The following is a 20,506-nucleotide window of genomic DNA, read 5'->3' as shown; positions in this document are numbered from 1 at the left end:
ACAAAAAATATCACTTTAATTGACATTTTTAATTTAATCAATATTTAAAATGAAAAATATAGTAATACTACTTGCTGTAATAGCATTATCTGCAAGCAACACAGCAAATGCTCAAGTAAACACGATAGATTCTGTAGCAACATCAAAAGTGCAACATTTCAATTTTGACCAAATGGAATCTGAAACTATTGGCAAGGGAATTAAACGTAAGTGGTTTCACGGTCAAAAAGGACAAATGACGATTTTTAATTTAGAAAAAGATGCACATATTCCTTGGCACCAACACCCAAACGAACAGATAACATACATAATGTCTGGTAAAGTTAAAATCAAAACTATTATTGATGGTAAAGAAGAATTTGTTGAAGTTGGAGCAGGAGAAGTAATTGTTTTTCCTGAAAATGTTCCTCACGAATTTTGGGCTTTAGAACAAACTGTAGATTTAGATGTGCACGTTCCTGTACGTGAAGATTGGCTGTCTAAAGAATTACCAGATTATTTAAAAAAGACAGAGAAACAAGATTAGTACAATTTCAAAATTTTTAAAATGAAAAAAAGTATCTTAATCGCATTAGCATTAGTAGCTGGAATTTTTGCAAATGCACAGACACCAACAACAGATACTACAAAATCTGTAAATGAAGTAGTCACTGCAGACAACTTAGAATGGGGCTGGTTAAATCCGTTACGAGGAGATAAAAGTCCGGCTGCAGGGAAACTTTGGGGAGACAGAACTAAAAACGAACCAGCAGGATTTTTAGTAAAATTCAACAAAGGATTTTCTTCGCCACCTCATATTCATAACATTACCTATCGTGGTGTGGTGATAAAAGGATTATTGCATAATGATGACGAACAAGCAGAAAAACAATGGTTGCCAGCAGGCTCTTATTGGCAACAACCAGCTGGTGAAGCGCATATAACTGCTGCAGATGGACAAGAAAATATGGCATTTTTAGATATACAAGAAGGACCGTATTTGGTACAACCAACATCAGAAGCTTTTGACAATGGAGAGCGTCCAATTAATGTGGATAAAACCAATATGGTTTGGCTAAATGCTAACGATATAAAGTGGGTAGCTTCAAAAAGTAATGTAGAAACTGCCTTTTTATGGGGAAGTCATAAAAAGAACCAATTACGTGCAACACTTTTAAGATTGCCAGCAGGTTTTAAAGGAAAAATTAAAAATTTGAGTCCTAATTTTAGAGCTGTTGTTATTTCGGGAGGATTAACACATCAGTTCTCCAAAAAAGGAGCTGTAAACCAATTAGATGCTCCTTCTTATTTTGGAGCAGAAAAAAAAGGGACTTCAATAATTTCAACAGATAAAGAAACAGTTCTTTACATTAGAAGCAACGGAAATTTTAAAATAAAGTAGTTATGAAAAAGGTATGTGGCAACAAAACCTTTTTATATTTTCAGATTTAAGCCAATTGTAGCAGGCATTTCTTTTAGATAAAAAAAATAATATAAGCTTAACCGTTTACACGCTGTTTTTTAGTATCTTACTAAAAGACGGTTCCCCAATTAAAAAGTTGCTTTAGGGCAACTTTTTTTTATAAATAATTAAACCATTAATTATGGCACGTACCATTATAGAAAACATTGTAATTGCTAAATATCAAGAACAAACTTTTTTTGAGTTTTGTAAGTACACAACCATTCGTTTTTTTGAAATTGTTTATTTTGAAAAAGGGTCAGGTACTATAAAAATTAATGGTAAAACGGTAAATTATTCAGCCAATAGTTTTTTTGTATTTATTCCTGATGATATTTATATTGTTAATCCAGAAACAGCAACTACAACTGTAGCTATTAAATTTTTAAAGAGTTTTTTTAAAAACACGTCTTCTCAAAATGAAACACTTCCTGTTAATAATTGGTTTCGTAAAATTGAAGAAATATTAAATAGTGAAAGTCACGAACTTCGTGAAATGCAGTTTGAAACCGAAGCAGATCGTTCGCATTTAGTAGCTTTAGTAAATATGGTGGCTACCGAATATTTAAACAAACAGTCTTTTGATATCTTCATTATTCAGAATTCATTATCGGTTATTTTACATTTAATTGCCCGAAATATTCAGTTTATAAACACTTCAGAATCGGTAAAAGAAGTAAAATCGTCTAAAATTCAGCAAATCATCAATTATATTCATTCTAATATTTATAATTCGGAGTTATTATCTACTAAAAGTTTAGCTGAGGAATTTCATATGGCAGATAATTACATCAGTGAATATTTTAAAAAGCACACCGATGTGTCGCTAAAAAAGTACATTATCAACTACAAATTAAAGCTTGTTGAAACTAGATTAAAATATACAGATTTGCAATATTCTGAAATTGCAATGGAATTAGGCTTTACAGATTCTAGTCACCTTAACAAGACCTTCCAAACTTATAAAGGGATGACTATTGGCGCTTACAAGTCAAGCATCTCCTAATAAATTACCAATTACCTCTTTTTTTACTAAAAGCCCTTTGTTTTTTACTCTTTTTAAGCTTGTGTGTCTAAATACCTTTGTTATTAGATTATTAAGACGAATAAATAGTTATAAAAACTAAAATATACTACGATAGTAATTTTTAGCAAAAAACAATGATATTATGAAAACAACAACAAATAAAAATGCACTTGCAGAAGCTCATGCGCTTACATTACCTACTAGAGAAGCTTCTTTAAGACGAGAGCCTTCTGTATCTCATTTCTGGAATAGTAACCGAAAACTACTTGAAGATGCTTGGGATGTATGGGAATTTGAAAATAAAGACAGTTTGTTAGTTCCAGATGAAACACTACTTGATCCTAAATTGAGAAAAGCGATAAATGAGGCTTGGGAAAACCCTGAAAAGGAAAACGCTGTTGCTGATTTATGGAAAGAAATTATACCAGGTGTGTATTCTGCTCAGTTTTTTGATATAGAACGCTTGGCGGAATTTCGTAAGTATTTAGAAGCTACAGTAAATTCTGAAATTCCTAGACGTGCACCTTACGGTATTCAATTAAATCGTTACGGAGTTATGCTAGATCCACGCTCTGAAGGATATCTTGCAGCACCAAGTTTTCAGGCATTTTATAATGAAATTATGGATCGTTATATGCGCCCAATAGCTCGTTTATTACTTGGTACTTATGGTTATGATAACCAAACATTTGGTTTTTCTATTCAGTACAACCCAGATAAAGACAAAGATTTACAGGCACACACCGATGCTTCATCTGCTACTTTAAATATTAATATTAACTTACCAGATGAAGAATTTACTGGGTCAGAAGTAGATTTTCATAACAGAACCACAGGTAAAGTTGTACAAACTATTTTTGAGCCAGGTAAAGCAATAATTCATACGGGAAATGTGCCACACGCTACACACCCAATTACTAGCGGACAACGTAATAATTTAGTGGTTTGGTTGTACGGAGACCGTATGCAAATACCAAGAGGAGGAGCAAGTAGCTATGGTAGTGCAGGTAACTCAGAATCTAAAGTTGTAGCAACACAAAGTATTAGTGCTCGTGATCGTTGGAGTATACCAGAGGCTCCTAAAGACACCATTGCTCCGTTTTAAAAAACACGATAAGAATTGTTGGCAGAATATACTTCTGCCAATAATTTAAATTAAATCAATCTAAAGTCAAAAAAGAATGAAACATATATTAATTACAGGAAGTACAGACGGAATAGGCAAACTATTAGCCTTACGGTTAGCAAAAGAGGGACATTTTATTGCCATTCATGGAAGAAGTAAAGCCAAATTGAATGCAACGTTAACAGAGTTAAAAAAAGAATCTAATAGCGATAATATTATAGGCTTTTTAGCCGATTTTTCAGATTTAGACGCGGTAAAAAAAATGGCGTTAGAAATAAATAATACATTACCAAAATTAGATGTTATTGTAAATAATGCAGGTGTTTTAATGACTAAAGCAGATGCTACAGCAAATGAAATAGATATTCGTTTAGTGGTTAACTATTTAGCTCCTTATCAGCTTACAACATCATTGCTATCTTTATTAAAAAAATCTAATACACCTAGAATAGTAAATCTAAGTTCTGCTGCACAATCTCCTATTTCTTTAAAAGCATTACAAGGTAAAATGAATTTAGGAGCTAATGAAGCCTATGCGCAGAGTAAGTTAGCTTTAACAATGTGGAGTTTTAATTTAGCTAAAAAAGAACCTAGTATTACAGTAGTTGCTGTAAATCCTGGATCTCTTTTAAACACTAAAATGGCAAATGAGGCTTATGGTCAGCATTGGTCTCCTGCAGAAAAAGGAGTTGATATTTTGTATGATTTAAGTATAACAGATATGGCTAAAACAGAAAGTTATTTTGATAATGACAAAGGAGATTACTCAAAAGCACATCCAGATGCTTATAACGAAGCTAAAATTGAAGAGTTAATTAAAATTAGTAATAATATAGTGTTGTAAATTAGTATGTTATATAAATAATTAAAATTCATTTTTTGTATCTTATGTTTTCAACTAAATTAGTAAAATGAAAAAAGTACTTGTCTTATTTGCTCACCCTAAGTTTGAAAAATCTAGGGCAAATGCAGCTTTAGTTGATAAAATTAAAAATAAAGAAGGAGTAACATTTCACGATTTATATGAGTGTTACCCAGACTTTAATATAGATGTAGAGGTTGAAAAAAAACTGCTTTTAGAGCACGATATTATAGTATGGCATCATCCTTTTTATTGGTATAGTTGTCCGCCTCTAATGAAACAGTGGATAGATATGGTATTAGAATTTGGTTGGGCTTACGGTCCCAACGGAAATGCTTTACAAGGTAAAAAGAGTTTAAATGTTATTACAACAGGTGGCTCTAGAGCAGTGTATTGTGAAACAGGAACCAATAGTTTTTCTGTAAACGAATTTTTACGACCTTTTGAGCAAACAGCAAACCTATGCGGAATGCTTTATTTTCCTCCTTTTGCAGTTATGGGTACACATAAAGTGGCTCAAGAAATTTTAAATGATTATGCACAGCAGTATGACAAACTATTAGACTTATTGCAACAAAATATGGCTGTAACAGATGTTAGTGGCTTTTATTTTTTAAATGATATTCCACAATTAAACACGTAAATGTATGACGGGTAGTATTCTTTTTGAAGCCATAGTTTTTTTACTGGGAGCCATTGTTTGTGTATCTGTAGCTAAACGTTTAGGACTTAGTTCTGTTTTAGGTTACTTATTAGCAGGTGTATTAATTGGCCCTTATGTATTTGGGTTTATAGGTAATGAAGGAGAAGATATATTACATTTTGCAGAGTTTGGAGTTGTTATGATGTTGTTTTTAATTGGTTTAGAAATAGAGCCTAAAAACTTCTGGAAAATGCGAAAAACTATTCTAGGAATGGGAGGTGTACAGGTTGCAGGTACAATGTTACTTTCTTATTTTTTATTTATATTATTTGATTTTGATTGGAAAGTAGCTTTAACTTTTTCTATGGCAGTAGCTTTATCTTCTACAGCAATAGCTCTGCAAACAATTAAAGAAAAAGGTCTGTTAAATACAACATTTGGCGCATCATCTTTTTCTATATTACTGTTTCAGGATATTATAGTAATTTTTATGCTTGGTGCCTTACCCTTATTAGCAAACACAGATAAAAAAGTTGTAGAGAACCATAGCGAAAAGGCAAATTTATTACAAAATTTACCTTTGGGTTTACAAACTTTGGCCATTTTAGTTTCTGTGGTTTTAATAGTTGTAGCAGGTCGTTATTTAATAGTTCCAATGCTACGTAAAGTTGCAAAAACAGGTGTTAGAGAATTATTAATTGCTGCGGCATTACTTATTGTATTTGGAATATCATTTTTAATGGAGTTGGTAGGTTTAAGTCCGGCCTTAGGAGCTTTTTTAGGAGGTGTAGTATTATCTAACAGCGAGTTTAAACACGAGTTAGAAAGTACTCTAGAACCATTTAAAAATTTGTTATTGGGACTGTTTTTTATGGCAGTTGGTGCATCTATTAACTTTATTGTAATAGCTAAAAGTCCGTTAACTGTAGGTGGTATTTTGTTGGCCGTAATAGGTTTAAAAGCATTGGTGTTATTTATTACAGCTTCTTTTTTTAAGTTAAAACTAAACCAAAAAATATTACTTACTTTTAGTTTAGCACAAGTAGGAGAGTTTGCTTTTGTATTACTATCCTTTGCTTTTTCTTTAAATATATTAAAACAAGACCAGTTAGATATTATGCTAGTTGTAACAGCATTAACAATGACTGTTACACCAATAATAGGTATTATTAACGAGCGGGTTATATTACCGCGTTTAGGAACTAAAGAGTCCATAAAAAGACCAACGGACCATATAGCAAAATCGCAAAAAATTATTTTAGTTGGTTTTGGACATTTTGGTAGTACTATAGGTCGTTTTTTACGTACACACGGCGTAGAAGCCACTATTTTGGATCACGACTCTAACCGAGTAGATTTTTTACGCAAAATGGGATTTGATGTTTATTATGGAGATGCAACAAGAACAGATTTATTGGAATCTGCAGGTATTGCAGAGGCAAATATATTGATATGTGCTATGGATAATCCTGATGTTATTAAAAAATTAGCTAAAACAGTAAAAAGTAATTATCCACAAGTAAAGCTAATGGTTAGAGCAAAAAGTAGGTACGCAGCGTATGAGTTTTTAAATATGGAAATAGATCATATCTATAGAGAATCATTAGAGACTTCTTTAAAACTAGCTAGTGAAGTTTTAAGTCAAATGGGGTTTAGAAAATACACACTACAGCGTCAAATACAAAATTTTATAAAATATGATGAAGATAGTATAAGACGATTGGCTAAAGAGAAAAAAATTGGCGATGATAATTATATTTTTAAAGCTCGTAAAGAATTAGAACAGCAAGAAAAATTATTAGAACAAGATTTTAAAAGAGGTATAGTAGAGTTTGATAGGCATTGGGATGGCGAACAAATTAGAGCAGCCTTAGAAGAAAATATTGAGAAGTAATTAATAAAAGCCAATCTAAATAGATTGGCTTTTTTATAAAATTAGAATGTAATTTTAATTACAAGAGTTAATAGTGCCAACACCTTTATTACAAAGTTTAGCAGTGTTGTGTTTTACATTTAAAATATGATTGCTAGGAAAACCTTGTACCCTAGATGTAGTTACATTTACATTGTAATTACCTAGACTGTTATCATTTTTAGTGTTGTCTATGGTTACACCTAAAGATGGACCGTTATACTCAAAACCTGAAGGTCCAGGTTTACACAATTTAGACCATTCTGAGCAAGGTAAATAAGGTAAAAAGGCTTGTTTTAATTTAGCTCCTGTGTTTTTGTAAGTTACTTTTACATTTTTTACTGTAGAGTTTTTAAAACTTCCTGGTTTAATACCGTTAACAGCTGGGTTAGGGTGGTTATATGCAATTTCACTAAAATTGTTAGCAATTCTAGCAGCCCAAGTTCTTCCATTATTACGTTTGTAAACAATTTGTACAGAACCTGCACCTAAAATACCTTCTATATAGTTTTTAAAAGCTTCTGCACTAGGTCTGTTTTGTTTGTCAAAAAGTTCTATAAAACCGTGTTCTACACGTACAGCATAAGCACAACCAACTGCAGAAACACCATCTATAGTTACTTTTCCATTTTCCATAAAGTGAGGAGAGAACATAACAGGAGTTAAGCCATTTTTATTTGCAATATTTGTTGCAAATATTTTTCTTACGCCTCCTTTTTTAGCCGTTTTCATAGCAAGGTTATCTGTCTCTAATCTTAATGTTACACCACCAGTACAACTTAGGTTATTAAAAAGTATGTTATCTGCAGCATATGCTTGTATTAAACCATAACCTGTATGTGCATTGGTTTGGTTTATATTTTCTATAATACCATTATGTGGCCAAGCATCACCAGCTTTGCCTGTAAAACTAATAAGTATAGATGCAAATACTGTTTTGTCATCTTTAATAGAAAAGTTGGCTATTTTAAAATTATCTACATTACCAACGTCTGCTACAATAATGTTTTTAGAAGAATTACCTCTAACATCTACATTAAATTTACCTCCCTTACCAGTAATACTAACATTTTTTATTTTGTCTTCTGTTTTATTAGCAAAGTCAAAAATTCTATGATTTTTTGCTGGAGTTAAACCTTTTGTAGGGTAAATTGTTGTTCCTTTTTCAATCTGTAGATGAACGTTAGAGCGCATTCTAACTTTATTTAAATAATATTTACCAACAGGAATAATAATTACACCCCCAGACCCAGAAATGTCTTTTATAGCTTTGTTTAATTTTTCTGTATCATCATTAGCGTCTCTATTATTTACCCCATACGCAGTTACTAAGTTTACTTTATTAGCTAAAACTGCTGCTGTCGGTGGTTTATAAAAGTTAGTTGCTTGTGCACTTACTTCTGTAAGCACTTCTGCTTGTTCTGTATTTTCTACTTCTTCAATTTCTTTAGAGCAACCAATAAGCATAGTTGCCATTGTTGCTAAATACACATGTTTAATTTTTAGTTTCATCATAGTAAAAATTTTAAATTAATATGATGCAATATTAAAAAGTATATTCCTACATATGTAGATGTATTTTATTGTTAAATGGCATTATTTTAACATTTTTTTATCTATATTCATAATTATTAATCTTATTTGAATGGCTAGAATGTGTTATGTTTATTAACAAATTTGGGTTTTATTTTAAATAGAACTAAATTTCTAGTGCTATATTCAAGAGTTAAATATATCATAATTGATATAGATCAATGAAATTGACAATAAGCTCTTGTAAATTTGTAATTCACCATAATTATAAAATTTTATTTAATGAGTATGCAAAACTTACTAAAACCATATACTAAAAATATAGAGCTTAAAAATAGAGTAGCAATGGCACCAATGACTCGTAGCCGTGCAACTAATAAAGAAAAAGCAGCAACAGATGAGTTGCAAGGACTTTATTATGAGCAAAGAGCATCTGCAGGCTTACTAATTACAGAGGGGTCTCAGGTTTCTAAAAAAGCTGTTGGTTACATAAATACACCTGGTATTTATTCTGACGAGCAAGTAGAAGGCTGGAAAAAAGTTACAAAACGAGTGCATGATAAAGGTGGTAAAATATTTATTCAGCTTTGGCACGTTGGTCGTATATCACATCCAGATTTTCATAACGGAGAATTACCACTAGCACCGTCTGCTATTAATCCTAATGAAAAATCTTATACAGAAGAGGGTTTTAAAGATACTGTTACGCCAAAAGCAATGACACTATCTGAAATAAAAGAAACAATACAAGATTTTAAAAATGCTGCTAAAAATGCTGTAAAGGCAGGTTTTGATGGTGTAGAAATTCATTCTAGTAACGGTTATTTGTTTCATCAGTTTTTTACAGCAACCTCTAATACTAGAACAGATGAGTACGGAGGTAGTATAGAAAATAGAGCTCGTTTTTTCTTTGAACTTTTAGATGAAATAAAACAAGTAATTCCGCAAGAAAAAATAGGTGTACGTTTTAATCCTTCTTTAAACGGACTATTTGGTATTACTATGGATGAAGAAACTATACCAACGTTTGAATACATTATAAAAAAGCTAAATGATTATAACTTAGCATATGTTCATTTATCTGAACCATTTACAGATGTGTCTAACATACCATTTGCAGTTACCGAAATAGCAAAACACTTTAGACCATTATATAATGGAACATTAATGATTAATTCTGGTTTTGATAAAGAATCTGGTAATAAAGTAATAGAAGATGGTTTTGCCGATTTAGTTGCTTACGGTAAACCGTTTATATCTAACCCAGATTTGGTGGAGCGTTTTAGAGATAATGTAGAACTTGCAGAGTGGGATGACAGTACTTTTTATGTTCCAGGAGAAAAAGGGTATACAGACTACCCAAAAGCGACTAATTAGTTAGATGTTTTATAAATATTAGAGGTGTTATCTACGGATAGCACCTTTTTTTTGTGCATTAAAATAATTTTACTGTTTGCATTTAACTTTTTACAGAAAACAGAGGTTGGTTCACAGAAACTCTTTATTCAACGTTATTCTATTTTTCATATTTGTTATACAATTTAATTTTAATACAAAATAATAATGAAAAAAATTAACGTATTTACCATACTATTTATAGCCCCGTTTTTATTATTTATATCATGTACTAATGATTCTAATGATAGCATAGATACAACGGAAGAACAGACAGAAACAGAAACTACAGCTTATGTAGAAACATTTGAAGATAGTGACTTTGAAGCTACAGACTGGACAGACGCTACTCACAGTAAAAGTGCAGATCCTAATTTTGATGAAGTATTTAGTAGCACAGAGGTAAAGAGGTTAGATTTAGTGATCACAGAAGAACGTTGGCAAGCAATGTTAAATGATATGACAACTAATTATGGTGAATTTGGCACAAGTACTAATTCAGGTCCAGGTGCTGGTGGCCCTCCTGCCGGTAACGGATTAGTAGAAACAGAAGAAGATCCTATTTTTGTTCCTGGTGATGTTTATTATGAAGGTAAAGAATGGTATAGAGTGGGTTTGCGTTTTAAAGGAAACTCAAGTTTACAATCTACTTGGTCTAATGGCAATTTAAAGCTATCATTTAAGTTAGACTTTGATGAGTTTGAAGATGAATATCCGCAGATAGACAATCAGCGTTTTTATGGATTTAAAAAATTGAGTTTAAAAAACAACTACAATGACAAATCTATGCTTAGAGAAAAAGTTGCTGCAGATATGTTTACAGCTGCAGGTGTTGTTAGCTCACACACTGCTTTTTATGCTGTATATGTAGATTACGGAGACGAACCTGTGTATTTTGGTTTATACACTATGGTAGAAGAAGTAGATGATACAGTTATAGATACGCAGTTTGCAGATAATGATGGAAACTTGTACAAACCAGATGGTGATGGCGCAAGCTTTGCAGATGGCTCTTTTACTGAAGATGTTTTTGTAAAGAAAACAAATGAAGACGATGAAGATTATTCAGATATTTTAAGCGTTTTTGAAGCTTTACACGCAGAGAATAGAACTACAGACCCTGAAACTTGGAGAACAAATTTAGAATCGGTTTTTGATACAGATAAGTTTTTAAAATATTTAGCTGTAAATACTGTTATACAAAACTGGGATACGTATGGTAGAATGACGCATAATTACTTTTTATACAACAATCCAGATACAGAAAAGTTACAATGGATACCTTGGGACAATAATGAAGCATTACAAAATGGAAATATGCAAAGCTCTTTAGCTTTAGATTTTTCTGATATAAACTCAACAGAATGGCCTTTAATTGGCTATTTATATGCAGATGATATTTATAAAACTACCTATAATGCTTATGTACAAGATGTAGTAGACAATGCATTTAATACTAGTACTATGCAATCTAAATACACTAATTATGCATCATTAATAGAACCTTATGCAACTACAGAGTTAGAAGGGCATACATTCTTAAATTCTAGTGCAGATTTTTATATAGCGGTAGACGAATTAAAAAATCACGTTAGCGAACGCGCAACAACGGTTCAAAATTATTTAAATTAGTCGGTAAACAATATCAATTTTACAAAAGTCAGTTATTCTACTATAACTGGCTTTTTGTGTTTTTGAGTATGCACATCTAAAGGTATATTAGTGTAAAATACAATTACAGAATTAAATAGGGTATTTACAGAAAACCACTACCAATACACAGATTGTTCAACATTAGCATTACTAAATACCGCATCTTTGTAGTGTAAATAAGATTTTTGATAATAGTAGTTTTTTTAGATTGATTGAAATTTAACTATTTGTAGTTGGTAGTTAAATTGGTTAGTAGTTGAGTTAGTTTTAAAAAACCGGTTATTTTTTAATAACCGGTTTTTTATTTTTAATAACTAAGAGTTTATTATATGCTAATTAAATAATTTTTCTGAAACATTTTATCATATATATCTTTACTAAACATATACAATTGTGCAGGTTTTTTAGAAACGCCAACCTGTTTTTCATCTAAAGCTATGATGTATTTTTTATTAATAAGCTTTCGTCTAAAGTTTCTATTATCAATTTCTATACATAAAATAGACTGGTAAAGATCTTGAACCTCATTAATGGTAAATTTGTCTGGTAATAATTTAAAAATTATAGGTTCAGACAAGCATTTTACTTTTAAATCTTCATAAGCTTCTAAGATAATGTTTTTATGGTCAAAGCCAACTTCTGGTAAGTTGTTAACAGGAAACCATTTAGCGTTGTATTTATTCTTATTTAAATCTACATCATCTGTCTTTAATAAAAAATAATAGGCAATAGTTATGGTTCGTAAATTAAATTCTTCATTCCTAATCCACACAAGATCCTTTTTATTCATCAATCTATTTGGATCACCAAAAGCCTTAAATTGTTTTTTATATTGATTTTTTAAACCAGTTAGTTCTTCTAATACTCTTGTGGCTGTTTGGTCTAACGTCTCGTCTTCATATACATGGTATCCTGTTAATACATAATCATCTACAAGTACTTCTTTATCTTTCTCCAAATACCTTTTAATGAGCAAAACATTTAAAGATTTGGTAATGGTATCAAAACCAAAAACAACACAATCTACAGATATGTTTAATATTTTTTTCTGTTCCATAGTATAAATCAATCTAAAGGATTATAGATAATATTTAGGCTAATATAAGTATTTTTTATTATTAAACGTGCTAAATACGTTTTGTTGATTTTCATTTTAAATTGATAATATCTCATTTTAAGGGTAAAATAATACACTTAAATGTTAAATTAATACATTTTAAACACTTTTTATTAGGTTTTTAAGTTATTATTTATTTACATTTGAAAACAAACGTAAAAATGACGTTTATAAAATTATGTAGATAATATGTTATAAGAGATGAAAGATTTAAAGCTATTATTACCAAAAAATATTAGTCTGTGTATTGGTTTGGTATTTGTTTTTGGAGTAAATTTAATTCATGCACAAAATGATACTATAGTTGATTATAAGCCATTTAGCGTTAGTGCACACGTTAAAAATATGCATATATGGCACGGATTTGTGGTGCACTCTGGAGCCGTATTAGCTACAAGTTTAGAGTTTAACTCAAAAAATGAAAAGTTTACGTTTGGTTTTTGGGGTGGAGGAAGTTTTGCTACTACAGATGTAATAAATAAAGATACGGGAGATAATGTAAGTGCGTATTACAAAGAATTATCTATTTATACCAAATACCGCTTTTCTGACAATTTTTTTATAGAAGCAGTTACACATAATAATTATACTGGAGTAGAAGAAAGAGGAGATAAATTAAGCTATTGGAGTTATGATAAAACCCAAGGATACAACTTTGTAGACCTTAATTTTGGATATAATGTTACACCAAATACATTATTATACTTAGCAACAATTATAAATGGAGGTTCTGGAGACTATGAAGTTTTAGATGATGGAAGTTTAGAAAATTCTTGGACGCATTATTTTGAAATTAATAGTAAAGTTTGGCAAGATAAAAACTCTAGTTTGTCAGTTTTTGCTGGTGGAGCTTGGTCTTTTATAACAGACAAAACTTTTTATACAGAAAGTAGTGGTAATATTATAAACGTTGGTACAACTTACAATAAAAATATAGATATAAAAGGGTATAAATTGCCAGTAGATGTAACTTTAATGTGGAATCCAGAAGCAGAAAAAGCTGTATTACAATTAGATATAACCTTATTTTAATAACAACAAAAAAATAAACTATGAAAAATAAGAACTTTAAAATAGCTTTTAATAAGCTATGTGTGCCGTTACTGTTGTTTACTTTACTCATAAATATTGTTGGTTGTGCAGAGGAAATAAAAACAACCAAGCAATCTAATGGTGATGAAGAAGAAACCGGACAAATTTTTAAAAGTGCTATAAATTTAAGTGGTAAAAAAGTGGGCTATTGTACTCCATCTTTAAATGCACCTTATTATCAAGCTTTATTACAAAGCATTAAATCTACTGTAGAAAAAAACGGAATGGAATTTATTTCTGCAGATGGTCAGGATGATATAAATAAGCAAGTAGCTGCCGTAGAAGATTTAATAACTAAAGGTGTAGATGTATTGCTTTTAAACCCTAAAGATCCTGATGCTTTAGTTGGTGTAACAAAAATGGCAAATAAAGCGGGTATACCTGTATTTATTATAGATAGTTCTATTAGTCCTGCTGCAGAGTATATTACTACCATACAATCTAATAATTTGGCAAATGGTGAATTAGCAGGTGAGTGGCTGGTAAAAAAAATGGGGAAAACTAAAATGAATATAGCCCTGCTAAGTGGTAACGCAGGTAACCCTGTTGGTAAAAAACGTAAGCAAGGTTTATTACAAGGTATTACAGAAGAACAGCTAAGAACTCAAGGTAAAATAGACTTAAATGTAAAAACTCAAGCTTACACAGATTGGTCTTATGCAGGTGGTCTAAAAGCTATGGAAGATATTTTAGTGGCTCACCCTGATATTAATGTAGTAATTACAGAGTCTGATGTTTGTGTGCTTGGTGCTATAAAAGCTATTGCACAAGCTGGCAAAACTGATGAGATATTAATTGTAGCTGGTGCAGACGGACAAAAAGAAGCTATAAAGTACATAATGGACACAGATTTTTATGGTTGTACAGCAATGAATAGTCCTGTGCAAATTGGTATAAACTCTGTAAAATATGCAATTGAGTACTTAAATGGTAAAAGAGATTTTGACAAAACATCTTTTACTGCTCCATTGTTAATTACAAAAGAGAATGCCTCAAAATACTACAATCCAAAAGCATTATTTTAATATGAAAAATTCTGATAATGAGTACCGATTAATAATGTCTGGAATCTCTAAAAGTTTTGGAAATGTTTCAGTATTAAAAGATGTAAACATAAAAGTAAAGCAAGGAGAAATTCACGCTTTACTAGGTGAAAACGGTGCAGGAAAATCTACCTTAATTAAAATACTAAGCGGTGTACACCAAAAAGATACGGGTAAGGTGGTTTTAGATGGTGAAGAAATTACACCAAAAAACACGCATGATGGTCAGGTTTTAGGTATAAACGTGGTGTACCAAGAGTTGTCATTGGTGCAAGATTTATCTGTTGCAGAAAACATTTACTTGCACAAACTTGGTACTACTAAATTTTGGATGAACTGGAAAGAGTTAACCAATAATGCACAAGAATTATTAGACTCTTTAGGTTTTAAAATTAACGCTTCAGCAAGAGTTAGAGACTTAAGTATTGTACAAAAACAAGTAGTAGAAATAGCAAAAGCCATTTCTGAAGATACTAAAGTATTGGTGCTAGATGAGCCAACAACAGTTTTTGACCCTACAGACATAAAAAAACTATTTAGTAACCTATTTAAATTAAAAGAAAAAGGGATTTCTATTATTTATATATCTCATCATTTAGATGAAATTTTTAAAATAGCAGATACCATTACTGTGTTAAGAGATGGTGTAGATACAGGCAGTATGTCTACTTCAGATACAGATAAAGACAGTGTTATTCATTTAATGATTGGTCGTGAATTAAGGGATTTGTACCCTAAAAAAGATAATTTAATAGGAGAAAATCCTGTTTTTGAAGTTAAAAAATTAACTGCAAAAGATACTATGGTTTATGATGTATCCTTCTCTGTAAAACCAGGTGAAATATTAGGTATTGCTGGCTTAGGAGGTAGTGGAAGAACAGAAACGGCTAAGCTTATTTTTGGTGCAGACAAAAAAAAATCGGGCACATTGTTTTTAGAAGGAAAAGAAATTAAAACAAATTCTCCTGTAGATGCAGCTGCTCACCAAATTGGTTTTGTGTCTGAAGACAGAAAAGAAGAAGGTGTGTTTTTACCATTATCTATTAGGCGCAATATAAGTGTTACTAGCTTTAAATCTATCTCTAGCAAGTTAGGTTTTATAAATATAGATAGTGAATATAAAAAGGTATTGGGTTTAATTGAAAAATTAAATATAAAAACTCCAAACTCAGAGGTTAATGTAAAAAACCTAAGTGGAGGAAATCAGCAAAAAGTAGCATTAGCAAAATGGCTAAGTATAGATAGTAAAGTAATTTTTATAGACGAGCCAACAAGAGGTGTAGATGTTGGTGCTAAAATTGAAATTTACAAGCTTATAAATGAAGTTGCTAAAAAAGGAGTTGGTGTTGTAGTTATATCTTCTGATATGCCCGAAATTATGGGAATTACAGACCGTATTTTGGTAATGCACCAAGGAACAATTTATGGAGAGCTACAAAAGCATCAATTTTCTGAAGAAAACATTCTACGTTACTCTATAGGAGAACCATTAAAACAAACTAATTAATAATATAAAACCAACATTATGGCTATCACATTAAAAGAGCAATTAAGCAGCCCAGGTGGTGTTCTTAAGTTTTTAGTAAAATATAATACAGTATTTATTTTTTTATTATTGGTGCTATTTTCGGCACTAATTTCAGATGTGTTTTTTACATCGGTAAATTTATCTAACTTATTAAAACAAGTATCTGGAATAGGAATTATAAGCATTGGTATGCTTATAGTAATTTTAACTGGCGGTATAGACCTTTCTGTAGGCTCTATGGTAGCATTACTTGCAGTAACATTTGCCATTTTAGTTAATATTTTTGCTTTACCATTAGCAATTTTAATGACACTTGCCATTGGTTTTGGTTTAGGTAGTATTTCAGGTTATTTAGTTGCTTATCAAAAAATGGCACCCTTTGTAGCAACATTGGCATTAATGACAATTGCTCGTGGTTTAGGTTTTATTTACTCTAAGGGTTCTCCTGTAACTTTTAAAACCTATGGAGGGCTATATATGTCTAATTTTGCAAACAACTCTACCTTGGGTGTTCCTAATATTGCAATTGTATTTTTTGTTATAGTTGGTATTACTATGGTTATGCTTAGGTATAATGTTTTTGGTAGATTAATTATTGCTATAGGTAGTAACGAAGAAGCTTCTAGGCTTTCTGGGATTAAGGTTAATAAATATAAGTTTTTAGTATATGCTATTTCTGGCACATTGGCAGCAACAGCTGCTATAATTGTAGCTTCTAGAACAAACTTAGGTTCTCCTAATATGGGAATGTCTTGGGAGTTAGATGCTATTGCTGCTGTAGTTATTGGTGGTGCCAGTTTAAATGGTGGTAAAGGAACTGCTATTAATACTTTAATGGGAGTGCTAATTTTAGGACTTATAGGTAATATTTTAAACTTATTAAATGTGCCATCTTACCCACAACAAGTAGTTAAAGGTGGTATTATCATATTTGCTGTTTTATTACAAAGGTTTGAGCGTAAATAAAAAAGATTCATCAATGGAAAATTTAAAATTAAATAACAGTAATCTTTCTAAAATATCAGAAAGAGTTTTGGTTCCTAATTACAATAGGTCAGACATTAAAACAGGTATTGTACACGTTGGTATTGGTGGTTTTCACAGAGCTCACCAAGCTTATTATACAGATTTGCTTTTGCAAAACAATAAAAATAAAGATTGGGGAATTTGTGGTGTTGCTCTATTAGATTTTGATACTAAAATTTACAACACTTTAAAGGAACAAGATGGATTGTATACACTAATAGTTAAAGAGTTAGATGGTACACATACCAAACAAGTTATAGGGTCTATAGTAGAGTATTTATTTGCTCCAGAAAACCCTGCAAAGGTGATTGAAAAAATGGCTAATTCTGATGTGAAAATTATTACACTTACCATTACAGAAGGTGGCTACAACTATAACGAAGCTACTAAAGATTTTGACTTTGATAATGCATTAATTAAGCACGATTTAGAATTTCCTAATAACCCTAAGACCATATACGGTTACTTAACACAAGCTTTTAAATTAAGAAAAGAAAGAGGTTTAAAAGGTTGTACCATACAGTCTTGTGATAATATACAAGAAAACGGACATATGATTAAAAATATGTTACTTAGTTATGTAAAAAAGGCGCAACCAAGCTTAGGTGACTGGATTAAAGAAAACGTATCTTTTCCCAATGCAATGGTAGACCGTATAACACCAGCTACATCCTTAGAAGATATTGCTAATCTAAAAAACACATCAGGTATTTTAGATGCTTGGCCAGTAGTTTGTGAGCCATTTAAACAATGGGTAATTGAAGATGATTTTGTGCAAGGCAGACCAGATTGGGAAAATGTAGGAGCACAGTTTGTTACTGATGTTGTGCCTTATGAAAAAATGAAATTAAGTTTGTTAAATGCAGGTCATTCTGTAATTGGTATTTTAGGAGCTTTATTAGGTTACCAAACCATAGACCAAGCTGTACATAACAAAAATATTAGCACATTTTTACATTTGTATATGAATGTAGAAGTTACACCAGTATTGGGTAATTTAGAAGGCTTAGATTTAGATTTATATAAAAAAACGCTATTAGAGAGGTTTGGAAATAAAAACATAAAGGATCAGATAGAAAGAATTTGTTCTGAGAGTTCTGCTAAATTTCCAATATTTATTTTGCCTACGGTTAATGCTCAATTAAAAAATAATGGTTCTGTAGACTTAGCTGCTTTTGTAGTGGCAGCTTGGGCAATATATAGCCTTGGTAAAAGTGAAAAAGGAGTGCCATTAGTTATAAAAGATGCTAATAAATTATTGTTAGATGTAAAAGCAACAGCTGCTATTACTAAGCCAGAAGCATTTTTAGAATTAGATACTATTTTTGGAGAACTAAAAAATGCTAAAAAGTTTAAAGAAGCATACATTAAAGCATACAACAACATTACTAATAATGGAGTAGAGCAATGTTTAAAAGAGATAAATAGTAATAGTTTAAGTCAAATTTAAATGAAAAAAATTGTATGTTTTGGAGAAGTCCTTTGGGATATTTTTCCTACTCATAAAAAAATTGGAGGCGCACCTTTAAATGTTGCATTAAGATTAAATTCTTTACATAATAATGTGTCAATTATCAGTAAAATTGGTGATGATGAAAACGGTGAATTAATTAAAAAATATATTCAAAAACAAGGTGTAAATATCAATAACCTTCAGGTAGATGATACTTTGCATACCGGAGAAGTAAAGGTTCTACTTAACGCTAAAGGTTCTGCTACTTATGACATTCAGTTTCCTAGAGCTTGGGATAATATAGTACTCACAAACAGCACAGAGGAAATTGTAAAAAGTTCTGATGCTTTTATATATGGTAGTTTAGTTGCTAGAGACACAACATCTAGAGATACACTGTATAGCTTATTAAGGCTAGCTAAGTTTAAAATTTTTGATGTGAACTTAAGAAGTCCTTATTACACAACTGAAGTTTTAAATTATTTAATGAATGAGGCTAGTTTTATTAAATTTAATGACGATGAAATTTTTGAAATTACAGCTAGTCTAAACTTAAAAACTCAATCCTTAGAAGAATCTATAAAATTTATAGCATTAACAACAAATACAAAGTCCATATGTGTAACAAAAGGTAGTAATGGAGCTATTTTATATTATAATAATATTTTTTACTACAATAGTGGTTACCAAATAGATGTTGTAGATACTGTTGGTGCAGGAGATTCTTTTTTAGGAACTTTAATTAATAAATTACTAGCAAAAAACAATCCACAAAAAGCCATTGATTATGCTTGTGCTGTTGGGGCTTTGGTTGCTGGTAGTAAAGGTGCTAACCCTAAAATTACTAATAAAGAAATTGATGAATTTATGTTGCAAAAATAATTTATAAGATTATTAAATACTATAAAAGACACTAACACATTTAGTGTCTTTTTTGCTTTTTGACTATAATAAGTAAAGAATGTCTAATATTTTAATTAAATTAGTAAACGCTTACTAATTTAGTATTTTTAAATATTTTCATTTTGAAAGAGAAAATAAAAAAAACAGCAATATCAATATTTAACACAAACGGAATAGCCAATGTTTCTATGAAACAAGTTGCCGATATACTAAAAATTAGTGCTGGCAATTTAAGATATCATTATAAAACTAAAGAAACACTTTTGGCTGTTATATATAGTGATATGTATGCGGAAACTTTAGATTATATTCTTCCTGAAAATACATATATAACTCTTTTTCATTTTGAAGAAATGATGCTAAAGTTTGATGATCTGCAGCAACGTTATTGCTTCTTTTTTAATGATATAGTTCATATAATTAAAACTTACCCAGAGATAGCAAAACAGTATGAGAAATCTAACATTGTGAGATTTAAAGATGCCAGAAAACTAATAGATTATTATATAGAAACTGAACGAATTGTACCTGAAAATGATTTTATAAACTACAATAAGACTATTTATAATATTTGGATGACAAGTACATTTTGGCAATCTCAAAAACTAGCTATAAATACAGCCAGTTATACTGTTAATAAATGTAGATCTATAGAAATGCTTTGGAGTATTTTATTGCCTTATTTAACAACAAAAGGCCTAGAGGAATACAAACAGCTTAGAAAATTTGTAAAATTACCTGCCAACTAAATA

At 30.8% G+C, this 20,506-nt stretch carries 18 protein-coding genes; 16 read left to right on the top strand and 2 right to left on the bottom strand.

The window, feature by feature from the left end:
• The first annotated feature begins 49 nt into the window (after positions 1-49).
• The 7 genes from AX016_RS12985 to AX016_RS12955 all read left to right on the top strand — a co-directional run bounded on the left by AX016_RS12985 (position 50) and on the right by AX016_RS12955 (position 6,993).
• Positions 50-526 (top strand): cupin domain-containing protein, encoded by a 477-nt coding sequence (locus AX016_RS12985; protein WP_100896012.1) that lies wholly within the window; start codon positions 50-52, stop codon positions 524-526.
• 21 nt (positions 527-547) lie between these two features.
• Positions 548-1,381 (top strand): DUF4437 domain-containing protein, encoded by an 834-nt coding sequence (locus tag AX016_RS12980; protein ID WP_100896011.1) that lies wholly within the window; start codon positions 548-550, stop codon positions 1,379-1,381.
• 202 nt (positions 1,382-1,583) lie between these two features.
• The gene (locus tag AX016_RS12975) at positions 1,584-2,447 is read left to right on the top strand and encodes an AraC family transcriptional regulator (RefSeq protein ID WP_100896010.1); all 864 of its coding nucleotides are present in this window, start codon (positions 1,584-1,586) and stop codon (positions 2,445-2,447) included.
• Between the two features lie 163 nt (positions 2,448-2,610).
• Positions 2,611-3,573 (top strand): 2OG-Fe(II) oxygenase, encoded by a 963-nt coding sequence (locus tag AX016_RS12970; protein ID WP_100896009.1) that lies wholly within the window; start codon positions 2,611-2,613, stop codon positions 3,571-3,573.
• 76 nt (positions 3,574-3,649) lie between these two features.
• Positions 3,650-4,438, top strand: a complete 789-nt coding sequence (locus AX016_RS12965; protein WP_100896008.1) for an SDR family NAD(P)-dependent oxidoreductase — start codon at positions 3,650-3,652, stop codon at positions 4,436-4,438.
• Between the two features lie 67 nt (positions 4,439-4,505).
• A complete protein-coding gene (gene kefF, locus AX016_RS12960) occupies positions 4,506-5,099 on the top strand; it encodes a glutathione-regulated potassium-efflux system oxidoreductase KefF (RefSeq protein WP_100896007.1) in 594 nt (197 codons plus the stop codon).
• Between the two features lie 4 nt (positions 5,100-5,103).
• The gene (locus AX016_RS12955; protein WP_100896006.1) at positions 5,104-6,993 is read left to right on the top strand and encodes a monovalent cation:proton antiporter-2 (CPA2) family protein; all 1,890 of its coding nucleotides are present in this window, start codon (positions 5,104-5,106) and stop codon (positions 6,991-6,993) included.
• 54 nt (positions 6,994-7,047) lie between these two features.
• Here the strand turns inward: AX016_RS12955 and AX016_RS12950 are convergent, their stop codons facing one another.
• Positions 7,048-8,526, bottom strand: a complete 1,479-nt coding sequence (locus AX016_RS12950) for an Iota-carrageenase (protein ID WP_232732627.1) — start codon at positions 8,524-8,526, stop codon at positions 7,048-7,050.
• A gap of 300 nt (positions 8,527-8,826) precedes the next feature.
• Between AX016_RS12950 and AX016_RS12945 the strand changes: the two genes are divergently transcribed.
• Positions 8,827-9,921 carry an alkene reductase gene (locus AX016_RS12945; protein WP_100896004.1) on the top strand — a complete coding sequence of 365 codons (1,095 nt, stop codon included), beginning with the start codon at positions 8,827-8,829 and terminating at the stop codon, positions 9,919-9,921.
• Between the two features lie 186 nt (positions 9,922-10,107).
• Positions 10,108-11,571 (top strand): CotH kinase family protein, encoded by a 1,464-nt coding sequence (locus tag AX016_RS12940; RefSeq protein WP_100896003.1) that lies wholly within the window; start codon positions 10,108-10,110, stop codon positions 11,569-11,571.
• Positions 11,572-11,917: 346 nt separating this feature from the next.
• Here the strand turns inward: AX016_RS12940 and AX016_RS12935 are convergent, their stop codons facing one another.
• A complete protein-coding gene (locus AX016_RS12935) occupies positions 11,918-12,649 on the bottom strand; it encodes an NUDIX hydrolase (RefSeq protein ID WP_100896002.1) in 732 nt (243 codons plus the stop codon).
• Positions 12,650-12,910: 261 nt separating this feature from the next.
• On the opposite strand from AX016_RS12935, the gene AX016_RS12930 reads away from it, so the two are divergent.
• From AX016_RS12930 to AX016_RS12900, 7 genes are all read left to right on the top strand, one after another.
• Positions 12,911-13,741 carry a hypothetical protein gene (locus tag AX016_RS12930; RefSeq protein WP_100896001.1) on the top strand — a complete coding sequence of 277 codons (831 nt, stop codon included), beginning with the start codon at positions 12,911-12,913 and terminating at the stop codon, positions 13,739-13,741.
• A gap of 20 nt (positions 13,742-13,761) precedes the next feature.
• Positions 13,762-14,826: a substrate-binding domain-containing protein gene (locus AX016_RS12925; protein ID WP_100896000.1), complete on the top strand. Its 1,065-nt coding sequence runs from the start codon at positions 13,762-13,764 to the stop codon at positions 14,824-14,826.
• A gap of 1 nt (position 14,827) precedes the next feature.
• On the top strand, positions 14,828-16,351 hold the full coding sequence (locus AX016_RS12920) for a sugar ABC transporter ATP-binding protein (RefSeq protein ID WP_100896866.1): 1,524 nt from the start codon (positions 14,828-14,830) through the stop codon (positions 16,349-16,351).
• Between the two features lie 18 nt (positions 16,352-16,369).
• Positions 16,370-17,338, top strand: a complete 969-nt coding sequence (locus tag AX016_RS12915; RefSeq protein ID WP_100895999.1) for an ABC transporter permease — start codon at positions 16,370-16,372, stop codon at positions 17,336-17,338.
• A gap of 13 nt (positions 17,339-17,351) precedes the next feature.
• Positions 17,352-18,848 carry a mannitol dehydrogenase family protein gene (locus AX016_RS12910; RefSeq protein ID WP_100896865.1) on the top strand — a complete coding sequence of 499 codons (1,497 nt, stop codon included), beginning with the start codon at positions 17,352-17,354 and terminating at the stop codon, positions 18,846-18,848.
• A complete protein-coding gene (locus AX016_RS12905) occupies positions 18,849-19,733 on the top strand; it encodes a carbohydrate kinase family protein (protein ID WP_100895998.1) in 885 nt (294 codons plus the stop codon).
• Positions 19,734-19,876: 143 nt separating this feature from the next.
• Positions 19,877-20,503 carry a TetR/AcrR family transcriptional regulator gene (locus AX016_RS12900; protein WP_100895997.1) on the top strand — a complete coding sequence of 209 codons (627 nt, stop codon included), beginning with the start codon at positions 19,877-19,879 and terminating at the stop codon, positions 20,501-20,503.
• The last annotated feature ends 3 nt before the right edge of the window (positions 20,504-20,506 follow it).

The organism is Cellulophaga sp. RHA19, from assembly GCF_002813425.1.
In the GTDB taxonomy this organism is placed as follows: domain Bacteria; phylum Bacteroidota; class Bacteroidia; order Flavobacteriales; family Flavobacteriaceae; genus Cellulophaga.
This window is presented reverse-complemented; position numbering and strand designations above follow the sequence as displayed.